At 71.6% G+C, this 14,293-nt stretch carries 14 protein-coding genes; 7 read left to right on the forward strand and 7 right to left on the reverse strand.

The window, feature by feature from the left end; translation table 11 throughout:
- Positions 1 to 134 precede the first annotated feature (134 nt).
- The 6 genes from WME90_RS47010 (at position 135) to WME90_RS47035 (ending at position 6,917) form a co-directional block, all read left to right on the forward strand.
- Complete coding sequence (locus WME90_RS47010) at positions 135 to 1,223, forward strand: NAD-dependent epimerase/dehydratase family protein (protein ID WP_437278645.1); 1,089 nt, start codon at positions 135 to 137, stop codon at positions 1,221 to 1,223.
- Positions 1,220 to 2,512, forward strand: coding sequence for a TIGR04295 family B12-binding domain-containing radical SAM protein (locus tag WME90_RS47015; protein WP_437278646.1), 1,293 nt, complete (start codon positions 1,220 to 1,222; stop codon positions 2,510 to 2,512). The genes WME90_RS47010 and WME90_RS47015 overlap by 4 nt, the downstream gene beginning before the upstream one ends.
- Positions 2,499 to 3,689, forward strand: a complete 1,191-nt coding sequence (locus WME90_RS47020; protein WP_437278647.1) for a glycosyltransferase family 4 protein — start codon at positions 2,499 to 2,501, stop codon at positions 3,687 to 3,689. The genes WME90_RS47015 and WME90_RS47020 overlap by 14 nt, the downstream gene beginning before the upstream one ends.
- Entirely contained in the window at positions 3,680 to 4,879 is a 1,200-nt protein-coding gene (locus WME90_RS47025) for a CgeB family protein (RefSeq protein WP_437278648.1), read from the forward strand. The genes WME90_RS47020 and WME90_RS47025 overlap by 10 nt, the downstream gene beginning before the upstream one ends.
- Positions 4,880 to 4,948: 69 nt before the next feature.
- The gene (locus WME90_RS47030; protein ID WP_437278649.1) at positions 4,949 to 5,959 is read left to right on the forward strand and encodes a UDP-glucuronic acid decarboxylase family protein; all 1,011 of its coding nucleotides are present in this window, start codon (positions 4,949 to 4,951) and stop codon (positions 5,957 to 5,959) included.
- A gap of 196 nt (positions 5,960 to 6,155) precedes the next feature.
- A complete protein-coding gene (locus WME90_RS47035; protein WP_437278650.1) occupies positions 6,156 to 6,917 on the forward strand; it encodes a DUF4328 domain-containing protein in 762 nt (253 codons plus the stop codon).
- A gap of 213 nt (positions 6,918 to 7,130) precedes the next feature.
- On the opposite strand, the gene WME90_RS47040 is transcribed toward WME90_RS47035, so the two are convergent.
- From WME90_RS47040 to WME90_RS47060, 5 genes are all read right to left on the reverse strand, one after another.
- On the reverse strand, positions 7,131 to 8,084 hold the full coding sequence (locus WME90_RS47040; RefSeq protein ID WP_437278651.1) for a hypothetical protein: 954 nt from the start codon (positions 8,082 to 8,084) through the stop codon (positions 7,131 to 7,133).
- A 195-nt stretch (positions 8,085 to 8,279) separates the two neighbouring features.
- The gene (locus WME90_RS47045; protein ID WP_437278652.1) at positions 8,280 to 9,020 is read right to left on the reverse strand and encodes an aspartate/glutamate racemase family protein; all 741 of its coding nucleotides are present in this window, start codon (positions 9,018 to 9,020) and stop codon (positions 8,280 to 8,282) included.
- A gap of 28 nt (positions 9,021 to 9,048) precedes the next feature.
- Complete coding sequence (locus tag WME90_RS47050; protein ID WP_437278653.1) at positions 9,049 to 9,645, reverse strand: DUF4291 domain-containing protein; 597 nt, start codon at positions 9,643 to 9,645, stop codon at positions 9,049 to 9,051.
- Between the two features lie 30 nt (positions 9,646 to 9,675).
- Positions 9,676 to 10,218 carry a hypothetical protein gene (locus WME90_RS47055; RefSeq protein WP_437278654.1) on the reverse strand — a complete coding sequence of 181 codons (543 nt, stop codon included), beginning with the start codon at positions 10,216 to 10,218 and terminating at the stop codon, positions 9,676 to 9,678.
- 107 nt (positions 10,219 to 10,325) lie between these two features.
- Positions 10,326 to 11,276 carry a LysR family transcriptional regulator gene (locus WME90_RS47060; RefSeq protein WP_437278655.1) on the reverse strand — a complete coding sequence of 317 codons (951 nt, stop codon included), beginning with the start codon at positions 11,274 to 11,276 and terminating at the stop codon, positions 10,326 to 10,328.
- A gap of 74 nt (positions 11,277 to 11,350) precedes the next feature.
- On the opposite strand from WME90_RS47060, the gene WME90_RS47065 reads away from it, so the two are divergent.
- Entirely contained in the window at positions 11,351 to 12,586 is a 1,236-nt protein-coding gene (locus WME90_RS47065; RefSeq protein ID WP_437278656.1) for an MFS transporter, read from the forward strand.
- A gap of 219 nt (positions 12,587 to 12,805) precedes the next feature.
- Here the strand turns inward: WME90_RS47065 and WME90_RS47070 are convergent, their stop codons facing one another.
- Positions 12,806 to 13,384 (reverse strand): hypothetical protein, encoded by a 579-nt coding sequence (locus WME90_RS47070; protein WP_437278657.1) that lies wholly within the window; start codon positions 13,382 to 13,384, stop codon positions 12,806 to 12,808.
- A gap of 324 nt (positions 13,385 to 13,708) precedes the next feature.
- A complete protein-coding gene (locus WME90_RS47075; RefSeq protein WP_437278658.1) occupies positions 13,709 to 14,143 on the reverse strand; it encodes a fosfomycin resistance glutathione transferase in 435 nt (144 codons plus the stop codon).
- Positions 14,144 to 14,293 lie beyond the last annotated feature (150 nt).

Raw genomic sequence — 14,293 nt, forward strand, 5'->3', positions numbered from 1 at the left:
CCGGGGGGGACATCGCGCGGCGTGCGGGCGCTCGGTCTGCGTGTCGCGCCGCGCCGCCGCGCCGCCGTGCGCCGTCCGCAAGCGAGGTGCTCTCTCGCCGCCCGCTGCTCGTCCAGACCGGAACGGAGCATCCTATGCCTGACCATGTCCTGATCACGGGTGGAGCCGGGTTCATCGGCTCTCACCTCGCCGACGAGCTGCTCCGGAAGGGGGAGCCGGTCCTCGTCCTCGACAACCTCTCGCGCGCGTTCGTCGAGCGCAACGTCGAGCTCCTCAAGGGGCGTCACGGCGCTGGCGTGGAGATCCGGGTGTGCGACGTCCGGGACGAGCAGGCCGTGTGCGACGCGGTGCGGCGCGCCTCGTTCGTCTTCCACCTCGCCGCGCAGGTCGCCGTCGCGAGGAGCGTCGCGGACCCTGCGCACGATTTCGAGGTGAACGCGCGCGGCACCCTCAACGTCCTCGAGGCGCTCCGGAAGCTCGACCGCCCTCCGCCGCTCCTCTTCACCTCCACCAGCAAGGTCTATGGCGCGCTGCGCGAGCTCCCCCTCGAGCGCGGCGAGGAGCGGTATCGACCCCTCTGCGCGCGCGCGCGCGAGCACGGCATCTCCGAGGCGCAGCCGCTCGATCTCACGAGCCCCTACGGGTGCTCCAGGGGCGCCGCCGATCAGTACGTCCTCGATTACGCCCGCACCTTCGGGCTCCGCGCCGCGGTGCTCCGGGTGAGCTGCGTCTACGGCCCACGGCAGTTCGGAAACGAGGACCAGGGGTGGATAGCCCACTTCGTCGCGCGCGCCATCCGCCGCGACCCGATCACCTTTTATGGCGACGGGCTGCAGGTCCGCGACGCGCTCTTCATCGAGGACCTCGTCGACGCCCTCCTGCTCGCGCGGCGAAAGCTCAAGCCCGCCTCGGGCCGCGCCTTCAACATCGGGGGCGGCCCGGAGGCGGCGGTGAGCCTCGTCGAGCTGCTCGACCTGCTCACGGAGCTCGACGGGCGCCGCCCGGTCGTCTCGCTCGCCTCGTGGAGGCCGGGCGATCCGCGGTACTACGTCTCCGACTGCCGCGCCTTCCAGGCGCTCACCGGCTGGGCGCCGCGCGTCGCCCTGCGCGACGGGCTAAGCGCGGTCTATCAATGGCGCCTCGGCGTCGAGGCGCGCCTCGGGGCCGTCTACTCGGACATCCCCTCTTCCGCCCGGCTGGACCGGCTGGAGGCCGCGTCGTGAAGGTCGCGCTGGTCAACCCGCCCTGGACCTTCCACGGCAGCGTCTACCTCGGCTGCCGCGAGCCGCACCTGCCGATCGAGCTCGGGTACGCCAGGGCGCTGCTCGAGCGCGCGGGGCACGAGGCCGCCCTCATCGACGCCCAGGCGCGCGGCATCGACCTCGTCGCGCTGCGCGACGACGTCGCGGCGCTCCGCCCGGACATGACCGTGATCGCCACGGCGCCGAGCTACCTCTCGTGGCGCAGCCCCCCGCCCGAGCTGCGCGTGCCCATGGCGGCGGTGGCCGCCCTGCGCGGCCACGGCGGTCTGCTCGTCGCCGTGGGGCCGCACGGCTCCGCGACCCCGCGCGCGGCGCTCCGCAAGCTCGGCGTCGACGTCGTGGTCCTCGGCGAGTGCGAGGAGATCCTCGTCATGCTCGCCGGCGCGACCGAGTCGCGCTTCTGGCAGATCCCGTCGATCGCCTACCGCAGGAACGGCATCGACCACGTGCAGGGCGGCCCGTACGCCGCCTGCCTGAGGACGCTGCCGGCCCTGCGGTGGGACGGCGCGACGATCGCGCGTCACGTCCACCACCACCACCGCTTCGACGCCGTGCCCGAGGGGCCGAGCGCCGAGATGGAGACCTCGCGCGGCAGCCCGTGCCGCTGCGCCTCCTGCGCCAGGGAGGGCTCGCGCGACAGGCTCCGGAAGCGCCCGCTCGCGACGGTGCTCGACGAGCTCGACGCGCTCCTCGCCGAGGGCGTGCGCCACGTCTATTTCATCGACGAGCGCTTCCTGCCCGACCGGGCCCTGCTCGAGGCGCTCTGCGCGCGGGACGTGGTGTTCGGCGTCCAGCTCAGGATCGACAGCTGGTCGCGCGAGATGCTCGATCTCCTCGGCCGCGCGGGCTGCGTATCGATCGAGGCCGGCGTCGAGCGCCCCTCGATCGACGGGATGGACGCGCTCGCCAGGCGGTGCAGCGCCTCGATCGAGGAGCTCACCGCGCTGCTCGTCCACGCCCGGCGGAGCGTGCCCTTCGTGCAGGCCAACCTGAGCGACGCGGGCTCCGGCGATCCCGCCGAGGCGGTGTCGTGGCGGCAGCGCCTCCTCGGGCTCGGCGTGTGGGCCAACGAGCCTGTCCCCGCGTTCCCGTACCCCGGCTCCCCCGCGTACACCCGGCGGTGGGGGGCGCCGGACGACGGGGCCTGGGAGCGGGCGCACGCCTACTACATCGCCGAGCACCGGACCGTCGGCGATCTCCCGGACAGCCGGCCGTTGCCGCTCGCGGAGCTCGAGCATGGCGCGCGTTGACGGGGGAGCCACGGGCGCCGCGGCGCTGCGGCCCGGCCGGGTGCTGATGACGGCCGACGCGCAGGGCGGCGTGTGGACGGCCGCGATCGAGCTCGCCGGCGCGCTCTCTCGCGCCGGCGTGGCCACGGTGCTCGCGATCATGGGCGGGCCCCTGTCGCCCGCGGCGCGCGAGGCGGCCGCCGCGATACCGGGCCTCGAGCTCGTCGAGAGCGCCTATCGGCTCGAGTGGATGGATGATCCGTGGGACGACGTCGCGGCCGCCGGCGACTGGCTGCTCGACCTGGAGGATCGGGTGCGGCCGGACCTCGTCCACCTGAACGGCTATTGCCACGCGGCCCTGCCGTTCCGGGCGCCTCGCGTCGTCGTGGCGCACTCCTGCGTGCTGTCGTGGTGGCGCGCGGTCCACCGCCGGCCGGCGCCCGTCCGCTACGAGCGCTACCGCGCGCGGGTCGCGGAGGGGCTCCGGGCCGCGGACGCGGTGGTCGCGCCGACCGCGGCGATGCTGAGCGCCCTCGCGGGCGAGTACGGGGCGCTCGGCCTGGGCCGCGGCCACGTCATCCCGCACGCGCGCGACCGGAGGCGGTTCGTGCCGGCGCCGAAGGAGCGGTTCGTCTTCGCGGCCGGCCGGATCTGGGACGAGGCCAAGAACCTCGCGGCCCTCCAGAGGGTCGCGCCCCAACTCGCCTGGCCCGTGCTCGTGGCCGGGAGCGACGTCGCGCCGGGCGGCGTCGGCCGCCGCGCGGGGGAGAGCCTCTGCTCGCTCGGGTGGGTGAACGAGCCGGAGCTCGCGTGGTGGATGTCGCGCGCCGCGATCTATGCGTCCCCGGCGCGGTACGCGCCGTTCGGCATGGCCATCCTGGAGGCCGCCCTCTCCGGCTGCGCGCTCGTCCTCGGCGACCTGCCCAGCCTGCGCGAGATCTGGCGCGACGCGGCCGTCTACGTCCCCGCGGACGATCCGCGCGCGCTCCACGCCGCGCTCGCCCACCTCGTCCGGGACACCGCGCGCCGCGAGGCGCTCGGCGCGCTCGCCCGCCGGCGCGCGGTGCGCTTCAGCCCGCGCGCCATGGCCCGCCGCTACCTCGATGTCTACGCCGTCGCGCTCGCCGCCCGGCCGCCGGCGCCCCGGCGTGTCGGCTCACCTCCTGCGCCCACGCCCCCTGGAGCACCATGCGAATAGCCCTCTTCTGCCACTCCTTGCTCTCCGACTGGGACCATCCGGACGCGCACTTCCTCCGCGGGATCGCGGCCGAGCTCGACGCGCGCGGCCACGAGGTCGTCGCCTTCGAGCCCGAGGACGCCTGGAGCGCCCTGGGCCTCGTCGCGGCGTACGGCCCGGACGCGCTGCGCGAGGCGGCCGCCGTCTATCCGCGCCTCCGCCCGCGCCGCTACGCGCTCTCCACCCTGGACCTCGACGCGGCGCTCGCAGGGGTCGACGTCGTGCTCGTCCACGAGCGGAGCGACCGGGAGCTCGTGCGGCGCCTCGGCGAGCACCGCGCGCGCACGGATCGCTATCGCCTGCTCTTCCACGACACGCACCACGGGCTCATCACCGATCCAGCCGCGATCGTGCGGCGCGATCTCACGGGGTACGACTGCGTGCTCGGCTTTGGAAAGAGCATTTGCGATCTCTACCTGACCCGCGGCGTCGCGCGGCGCGCGGTGGTGTGGCACGAGGCCGCCGACGTGCGCCTGTTCCGGCCGCTGCCAGAGGTCGAGAAGGAGCGCGATCTCGTGTGGATCGGCAACTGGGGGGACGGCGAGCGGACGGCGGAGCTCCACGAGTTCCTCGTCGAGCCCGTGAGGGCGCTCGGGCTCCGCGCGCGGGTCCACGGCGTGCGCTACCCCGATCGCGCGCTCTCGGCGCTCTCGGACGCTGGCATCGAGTACTCCGGCTGGCTCCCCAACCACCTCGTCCCCGACGCTTACGCGCGCGCCCGGGTCACGGTGCACGTCCCGCGGAGGCCGTACGCCGCGTTGCTCCCCGGCATCCCCACGATCAGGCCGTTCGAGGCGCTCGCCTGCGGGATCCCGCTCGTGAGCGCGCCGTGGGCCGACGTCGAGCGCCTCTTCTCGCCTGGCCGCGACTTCCTCGTCGCGCGCACGGGCGCGGAGATGACGGAGCACCTCCGCGCGCTCCTCTCGGATCCGGAGTACGCGCGCGGCGTCGCCGAGCACGGGCGCAGGACGGTGCTGGCGCGCCACACGTGCGCGCACCGCGTGGACGCGCTCCTCGACCTCGTCGACGAGCTCCTCTTGCGGCCGTGCCACACGCTCGACGAGCGAGGGGACGACGACGTGGAGCGGAGCGGCCCTGCGTCCGGCGTTCGCCGCTGCGACCCGGAGCATTGCCGGAGCCCGCTCGCGTGAGGCGGCGCGCGGCGGGGGGTGGTCTCGGCGGTTCACGAGGGGCGGTGTTGCGACGACGGAGGTGTTCCGATGGGTGACGCAGACGGGAGGGTCGTGGGGAGCGGCATGCGCATCCTGGTGGCGGGGGGAGCCGGCTTCATCGGCTCGCACCTGTGCGAGCGGCTCCTCGCGGACGGCCACGAGGTCATCGCGCTCGACGATTTCTCGACGGGCTCGCCGGCCAACGTGGCTCATTTGATGCGCAGCAGCCGCTTCTGGCTGGTCGAGCACGACGTGGCCGTGCCGTTCGATTACGAGGTCGACAGGGTCTATCACCTGGCGTCGCCGGCGAGCCCTGCGCGCTGGCGTGGCGATCCGGTGCGCTCCACGATCACGAACGTGACGGGCACGCTGCACGCGCTCCTATGCGCCGAGCGGCACGGCGCGAGGCTCCTGCTGGCGTCGTCGAGCGAGGTGTATGGCGATCCGGAGGTCCACCCGCAGCCGGAGAGCTACGTCGGGCGGGTGAACCCGGTCGGGGTGCGCGCCTGTTACGACGAAGGCAAGCGGTGCGCGGAGTCGCTCGTGATGGACTTCCACCGTCAGGGGCGGGCGTGGGGGAGGATCGCGCGGATCTTCGATACGTACGGCCCGCGGATGGCGATCGACGACGGGCGCGCGGTGAGCAACTTCATCGTCCAGGCGCTCCGGGGGGAGGAGCTGACGGTTTACGGGAGCGGGTCGCAGACGCGGAGCTTCTGTCACGTCGACGACCTTGTGGACGGGTGTTTGCGGCTGATGGAGCACCCGTCGGAGGTGGGGCCCGTCAACCTGGGGAGTCCGGTGGAGGTGACGGTGCTCGATCTGGCGCAGGAGATCGTGCGGCTCACGGGGAGCGCGAGCCGGATCGGATTCCGCCCGCTGCCGGAGGACGATCCGGCGCGGCGGCGTCCGGCGATCGATCTGGCGCGGCGGACGCTGGGGTTCGAGCCGCGGGTGCCGCTCCGGCAAGGGCTTTACGCGACCATCCAGAGCTTCCGGGCCGCGCTCTTCGAGCTGGAGGACCTCGCGCGGCGGGGCGAGCCGGCGATGGCGAGCTGACGTATCGCCGCCCTGCGGTCCGTGGCGCTGGGCGAGGAGCGGGGGCCTCGAAACGCACGTTTCTCACGTGTGTTCCGCGGCCACGTCGCTTGCGATGCGGCGAGCCGCGCTGGTAGTCTCGCTCGTCGTGGGCGGGTGGACGGAGGCGCGGGAGGGGTGGAGTCGCGACGTCCGCGTCGTGCGCCGGAGCGCTCATGTGGCGATTGCCGGGCTGATCGCGATGGGGGCGGCGGCGGTGTTCACGGCGCTGGCCGGGGCATGGCACATTCTGTTGCTCGGCGGGATGGAGGTCTCGGAGTCGACGTGGCGGCTTGCCAATACGCTCCGTGAGGTCGGGGGGCTGCTCGAGCTGGGGCTCGGGCTCGTTACGGGGGTAGTGTTCCTGCGCTGGCTCGCCAGGGCGGTCGCGGCGGCTGGTGCGCTGGATCCCGTACGGGGTCTTGCCTGGACGCCTTCCGAGGCGGTCCTGGCGTTCCTTATCCCCGTCGTGAACCTGGTGCAGCCGTACAGGGTGCTGCGAGATCTCCACGACGGCCTTGCTCCGGCGGGTGTGCCGGAGCCTGCTCCGCGCCCGCTCCTGGACGGCGCGGGGGGTTACCGGCGCGTCGAGGTGGCGCACGCCCCGCGGGCGGGCGCGGTACGCCATGCCGCGCTCGGCGTGTGGTGGGGGTGTTATGTCGCGAGCCGCGGCCTCGGGTGGGCGGCCTCTGCCGTGCCGGCTCTGACAGCGGCGGAGTTCATCCGGTCCCGCGCGATGTTCATCGCGTCCGACGTGGCGTCGATCGCCGCTGCGTGGCTCGCGGTGCGCATGGTCCGGGCGATCGACAGCCGGGTCGCGGAGCGCCATCGAAGGTTGGCGTACGCCTCCGACGAGGAGCTCGATCTCCTCCTCGTGGAGCGCGACCTCCAGCTGCGGCAGGATCTCGCGAGGATCGCCCACTTCGACGATCCCGAGTAGAATACCGCGCCTCCCGGCTGAGAGCTCTCTCGACCTCGTGTTCACCGGCGTGGCCGGAGCGGAGGGATGGCCACGTCGCGTCGAATGCGACACGGAGGTAGGCGATATCGCGTTGTGCCTTCAATCGATGCCGCGACACGGCGGCATCCACGCCTGGCAAGCATGCTCCTCAGTTTCCGTCTGGTCCGATGCTCGCCTGCCCGGATGTGGAGCTCACGGTGTGCGGATCGGCTCCGCGAGCCAGCGGACAAGCTCCTCGCTCTCGAGATCGAGCAAGGCATCCTCTACGTTGCCGGGGCCGATCGTGCGGGCTCGCTCGAGGATCGAGCGCTCTTCTTCGGCGGTCGGTCGCCGGCCGAGCCGCCGCGCGAAGAGGCGACCGAGCAGCTCGACGATCGCCTGCTGCTTGCCCCGTTGCTCCCCTCGTTGCTCCCCGCGCTGCTCGCCCCGTTGCTCGGCCTCGCTGATCATCTCGCCGATGATCGGCGTGCGCCGGAGCAGCCCCTCTTCCTTGTCTTCCACCATCTCGACCAGCTCCTTGTACAGAGTATGCCCCCAGGGATCGATCGTGGCCATCACCAGGAGCGCCGTATACAGCTCGGCCCGTTCCTCGGCGCTCGCGGCCTGCGCGTGGATCTCCGCGACGATCTCCCGGAGCGCCGCCGCGGTCGCGTCGCGCGCGAGCGGCGTGAACACCAGCCAGAGCATGCTGCCACGCGCCCGCAGCTCGGCGACCGTGCGCTGGTAGACGGCGTCGATGCGGAAGCGCACGCCGCTGAACGGCCGTCCCGGCCAGGCGATGCGGCGCTGGCCTGTCGCCGGCAAGCGCCGCTTACCACCCGACAGGACCACGGCGACGCTCTCGATGGGCGGCACCGGCTGGCGGGGAGCTTCTCGCCGGAGCGCGGTGAAGAGGAAGCCGAGGTACTCGACGACCCGATCGGGGACGTCGTCGCGGAGCGCGAAGCAGAACTCGACGTGGAGCACCCGCGGCTCGCCGTCGATGCGCAGGCGCAGGGCCTTGTCGAGGCGGCGCTCGATGCTGGTGACCTGGCTGTCGACCCAGCCGAGGACCTCGATGGGGCAGCCCTCGGGGACGAGGGCGCGCACCAGCTCCTCGGGGCGCCTGCGGGCGAGGTGGCGCAAGGTGATGTCAGCGTCTCCCATGCTGGGCGTCCATGGCAGAGCGCGTACCAGGGGCGGGCGAGGCTGAAACCAAGGGGAAACGGAGTAGGCGTGTGCGGCGAGCAGGTGGCGGCGCCATGGCGGCTCGCGGACGCGCGAACCGTTGAGGGCTGGTGGAGCCCCGGCGCCGCCGGGTCTGCCGCCATGGCGCCGGGTCGCCGAACCGGGGCTTGGTTGTCACCGCAGGCGATACCTCGACACGGCAGCCTCCACGCCTGATTTCGAGCTGCTCAGAACAGGGATCCCGAGGTGGCGGACCCGCTCGGCTGCGGGGGCCATCGACGCCTGAGCCAGGAGCACCACATCGCCAGGGAGCGCCGTCGCCTCGATCGTCTCGGCGATCTCGCCGGCATAGCCAGGGTGGTCACCCAGCTCGAAGAGCCGCCATGCTCGCCCGCACAGGACTTCGACGACCTCGATCGAGCGCCCCGCGTCAGAGGCTATCTGACGCAGCAACACCCCGGTGGGCTGGAGGGTGCTCCGGAGCGCTGCCACGACGAGGATCCGGCGGCCGCTCGCGACGGCTTGCTCTGCCATCGGGCGATCGATCCGCATCACGACGCAGTGCGAGACGGGGACCGCCTCCGCGACGCCGCCGAGGGTCGAGCAGGTGCACACGATGACCTTCGCGCCGCCATCGGCGAGCGCCTGAACGACCGCGGCGACAGCCGAACGGATGTCGTCCGTGATCGTGCCGGCCGCCAGCGCATCCGCAAGGAGGCGCTCCCGAACCTCATGCCGGACCGGAATCGTGGCGTCTACGTCCCGTACAAGACGGCTGAAGGTCTCGATGTGGACGTGGGCTGTATGAAGAAATACGAGCATGCTCCTCTGTATTCGGCAGGTCCAGGGCTCGTCCGCCGAGCAGCTTGCGGGTGTGCCGCTGTGCGCTGCGCCGAGCGAAGCGACGCTGCGCACGCATTGCTTGGTTGGGCGCCGCGTCCCGTCACCGGTCGATGAGCAGCCGTTTGGCGACCGCCTCGTCAACCGCGTACGGCCTCTCGCGAGGTAGCAGCTTCGCCGCGCTGTCCGAGTGGCCGGCCTGTATCTGCTGGTACATCTTCCGGACCAGGGGCGTTCGGTCCTCGATGGCGACGACCCAGCTCTCTGCGTACTCGCGGATGAGATCGCGGCCGATGCCGACCTGGATGCTGTAGTAAGGCAGCGGGCCGCCTCGGAGGTTCCGCTCGGTATCCCATTGAATGTGGACCTTGGCCTCGGCGAACGCTTTGCTCCACTCGTCCGGTGAGCGAAACACCGTCGCTTCCGGTGAGGTGAGGACGGCGAGCGAGAGCGCCCGCTCCCAGCCCGCTCGCCGGATGCGGACGGCGAGGACCTGCTCCTGCCCGGCCTTTCGCCCCCAGTTGCTGCGGTGCATGAGCCAGAGGAACGACGGCTTGATCCAGGTCATGCGACCGAACGAGAACGGCGCGACGAAGCGCTGGGCAGCGAGCGCGGGCTCAGCGATCGCGGGCGCGTAGGCCTGGTACATGACGATGGTCTCCGCGTCGTAGTCCGCTCGGATCTCGTGAAGCTTCGCCATGCCGTTCACTCTCTGCGATCGCCGTGGTGCTCAGTCCTCAAGCTCACGCTGGGCTCGGTCTACTTTTATCATGAACGGCAGCCAGAACAGCGGGCCGAAGAAAAAGCCGACGTACGGCGTGATCTGCGCGATGCACGCGACCATCGCAGCGGTCGAGGGCGCGCGACGCTCGATGCCTTGTCGACGAGCGTGGTTTTCTATGGCGCCGCACAGGCCGACATTCGCGATGAACATCCAGTACAGACCGTACAGTGGGATGAACAACCTCGAGACGGCCGTCGCAGGGGCGACGCGCCGCTTGTCGTAGGTCAAGCGCGCTGGCTCCGGTACTCGCGTCCACGCCTTCTCGAGCCAGGTCACTCCCACGATGACTCCGGCCACGAGCAGCGCGACCTGTGCCCAGTTGGCTTTGTCGACCGCTGGTTGCAGCGCCTCAGGTGCCAAGTATCGGCCAGCGTACAGCAATATTCGCACGATGATGATGCCGCCATACAGCAGCGTCAGCGTCGTTACGGGCCGCGAGCCTGCTGATGGTCGAGCTGAGCTGCGGGGATCGTAGGAGGCGGGGTTCATGGTGAATGTCTATTCATCGAGCAGAGGAGAGCGAGCGAGCCGGAACATAGCACGCTCAGATGCGGCAAGTGAGCTGCCAGGGCGGATCGGTCGCGTGAGGCGGCGGCTCAGCCGCGCCGCGCCGCCGCGCCGTCGACCACCGTCGGCACGGACTCCCGCATCACCTCGATGAAGCGACGCAGGCGGGCCGGATAGAAGCGGGCATGGGGATAGACCAGGTGGACCGGCAGCGGCGCCGCCTGCCATGACGGCGCGAGGTGCAGCAGCCGCCGCTGCGCCAGGTCGTCGGCCAAAAGCCATGAGGAGGCCACGCAGACGCCCAGGCCCATCAGCGCGGCGCTGCGCAGGGCATACAGGCTGTCGGTGCTCATGCGCGGGCGGATCGAGAGCTCGATCCGTTCGCCGCCCGACGCATGGGTCAGCGCGATCGTGTTGCGGTAGTAGGTGCGCAATGCCAGCCAAGGCATGTCGGCGAGGTCCGACGGATGAACCGGCGGCGCGGCCCGGCCCAGCACCGACGGCGCGGCGGCCACGATCCGCGGCACCTCGGTCAGGCGGATCGCCACCACCGCCGGATCGGCCACCGCGCCGACCACGATCGCGCAGTCGATGCCGTCGGCGATGAAGCTCGGCGGCCCGTCGTGCAGCAGCCACTCGACCGAGACACGCGGGTAGCGGCGCAGGTAGTCGGCCAGCGGCTTGACCAGCTGGTGCTGGCCGAACGCGTGCGGCACGACAACGCGCAGCGTCCCGTCGGGCTGGTCGCGGTCGCCCCGCATGTCCGACGCGAACGCCTCCAGGTTGGCCATCAGCGCCTTGGCCCGCTCGAAGCACCGTTCGCCGTCCTCGGTCAGCTTCATCGTGTGCGTGGAGCGCTGCAGCAGCGGCAGGCCCAGCGAGCGCTCCAGCGCCTGCAGGCGGCGGCTCACGGTAGGCTGCGTCGTTCCGAGCAAGGTGGCCGCGGCCGACAGGCTACCCGCCTCGACGATCCTCACGAACGTCTGCAGCAAGGCGATGCGGTCCAGCGACAGGGAGGAAGGTGGTGCCGGCCTGGTCATACGTCGATGGTATGACCGTTGTGCGTTCGACGCCACTACAGCGCCGGAGCGACGCTGCACAAACTCGGTGTATCATGCAGACCATTCCGCTGATGCATACGACCGCCGCCAGCCCATCGCCGCCCGCCGCCGCCGCGCCGCCCCTGCCTGCCGCCCTGGTGCTGCTGCTGGCCACGGGAGCCGGCCTGGCCGTGGCTTCGATCTACTACAGCCAGCCCATGCTCGGCGTGCTGGGGGCCGAGATCGGCGCCACGGGCCGCGCGCTCGGCCTCGTGCCCACCCTCACCCAGCTGGGCTATGCGCTGGGCATCCTGCTGCTCGCGCCGCTCGGTGACCGCTACGACCGGCGGCGCATCATCCTGGCCAAGGCCGCCGTGCTGGCGGCTGCGCTCCTGCTGGGCGGCGCCGCGCACGCGATCGGCACGCTGCTGGTCGCCAGCCTTGTCACCGGCCTCGCCGCGACCTTGGCGCAGGACATCGTGCCCGCCGCCGCGACGCTGGCCCCCGAGGCGCACCGCGGCAAGGTCGTCGGCACCGTGATGACCGGCCTGCTGCTGGGCATCCTGCTGTCCCGCGTGATCAGCGGGTTCGTGGCGGAGAATTTCGGCTGGCGCGCGGTGTTCGTCGCCGCCGCCGCGAGCATCGCCCTGCTCGGCGCGGCGGTGTGGCGCAGCCTGCCGCGCTTCAAGCCGACCACGCAGCTGGGCTACGCCGCGCTGCTCGGCTCCCTGGCCGAGCTGTGGAGGCGCCACGGCGCCTTGCGCCGCGCGACGCTGGCCCAGGGGCTGCTGTCGGTGGGGTTCAGCGCGTTCTGGTCCACGCTCGCGGTGATGTTGCACGGCGCGCCGTTCCACCTCGGCAGCGCGGTGGCGGGCGCCTTCGGCCTGGCCGGAGCGGCCGGCGCGGTGGCGGCGCCCCTGGCCGGCCGCATCGCCGACCGCAGCGGGCCCGAACGGGTGACGCGCATGGGCGCCGGACTGGCGATGGTGGCTTTCGCCGCCATGGCGCTGTCACCCATGCTGTCGGTCCAGGGACGGCTGTGGCTGCTCGGCGCCAGCGCCGTGGCCTTCGACCTCGGCATCCAGGCCGCGCTGGTGGCGCATCAGACCATCGTCTATGGCATCGACCCCGGCGCGCGCAGCCGTGTCAACGCCGTGCTCGTCTCGGGCATGTTCGTCGGTATGGCCTCCGGAGCCGCGCTGGGCGGCGTGCTCTTCGCCCAATGGGGCTGGCTCTCGGTGACGGTCCTCGCCTCGTCGGCCGCGGCCGGCGCGCTCATCGTCCGGCTCTGGCCGGCGGGGCGGACGTGACGGCTCGCGCTCCCCGCTATCGGACCGTCGCCGGACGCGGAAGGCGCTCTGTTGGGCAGAGCATGCGTGAACTTCATGCTCCTTTGCGCTATTTAACGCGATAGTTCTCGAAGCCGAACCCACGAGGGCTTGCATCGCACGTGGGGTGATGCCGCCGAGGGGGTGTGGCGCCGCGGCGGCCGTGTCGCGGGCTCGCGGTCGACGCGCGCGCCGCGCGGCTCAGCCCGGGTGCTGCTTCAGGCGGTGCAGGTGGTGCTCCTCGCCGTTCAAGGTCAGCACCGCCATGAACCCGTCACGCGCGAGCTCCTCCTCGACCCTGAACTCGTGCGTCCCCGGGGTGACGGAGGTGTCGGCGATGCGCGCGATCTCCGGCTCCAGGGCGGAGCCGGGGTAGCTGTAGATCTCGAGGCGCAGCGTGCAGGCGCGCTCGACCGTCGCGCGCGCGACGAACGCGTCATTGCCTTCGGTCACCGAGAAGGCGCTCCCGAGCTCTCCCTCGACGGAAGATCTCTTGAGCGCCCAGGCGATCTGCTGGCCGGCGATCGGGGCGTACACGTCCAGCACCATCACGTCCTTGTTCTGCTCCTTGAAGCGCGCGTGGAGGCGCTCCCGGGCGGCGGCGTCCACGCCGCCGCCGATCGTGATGAGGTCGAAGTCGCCGGCGTGAAACTCCGTGTCCGGCGACGCGCTCAACGTGCCTACAGCCGAGTGCCCCTGCTTGTTCAGCGCTGCCACGCCCCGCTCGAGGACATCGGCCCTCTTGCCGATGACCAGGATCCTTTTCGCTCTCGTTGCCATACGCTCTCCTCCCTCGCTGGCTGCCGCTGCACCTTACTGGAGCGCGTTCACGTGGTTCTCCACCCTCACCTTGCCGGCGGGCGCGCCCGGGAAGCAACGTGCAGCAGCGCCTCCCGCAGGTTGGACTTCTCGCCAATGCAATGGAATAATTCTGCTCGTTTGTCGCACGCCCGCCGTGCGTTTCCTGCGCGAGGCAGAGCCGCTGCTCTTCCTGCCGGGCGGACCGCGGCTTCGCCTCTTCGCATCGCATCGCGTCGCCGGTCGACGGCCATGATCCAGGTTGGGCTCCGGGCGCATCGCGCCGCGAGCCGGACGGGCCCCGGATCACGTCGCCGGGGTCTCGCTCTCTCCGTCATCGAAGAACTCCATCCCTTCGTAGGGGGCGTCGCGGCAGGACGCAAGGCGCGTCCGGAGGTCGCCGACGTGGATCTCGAGCTTGTGTCCGTCCGGATCTTCGAAGTAGAGCGACGCCCCTTCGGAGCGGTTCTCTTTCCAGATCCGGGCTCCGCTCAGGCCAATGGCCTCCTGCAGGGAGGCGAACCCCCGTGCATCGACCGAGAACGCGAGGTGCGAGTCGTCGACCTGCCGAACGGCGCGCGCGTCCAGCTCCAGACAGAGCCAGAGCGTCCCCAGCTCGAGATATGCGCCCTTGGCCCACCGCGCTCGCCGCCTCGCGCCGAGCACCTGGACGTAGAAATGCACGGAGCGGTCGAGGTCTCGCACCGCGAGGGTCACGTGGTTGACGCCGCCGATCGCCATGGCTCCGACAGCTTGGCGTCGACGCGGTCGTTCTGCCATCCGTTCTGAACGACGCGCTCACGGCCGTCCTTCGATTCGAGCACCACATCGATGCGCTCCAGAGAGATTTACATCGTCTGCGCTCCTGGTCGGCTCGAACGAACGGCCAGG

The organism is Sorangium sp. So ce375 (assembly GCF_051473855.1).
Taxonomy (GTDB): Bacteria; Myxococcota_A; Polyangia; order Polyangiales; family Polyangiaceae; genus Sorangium.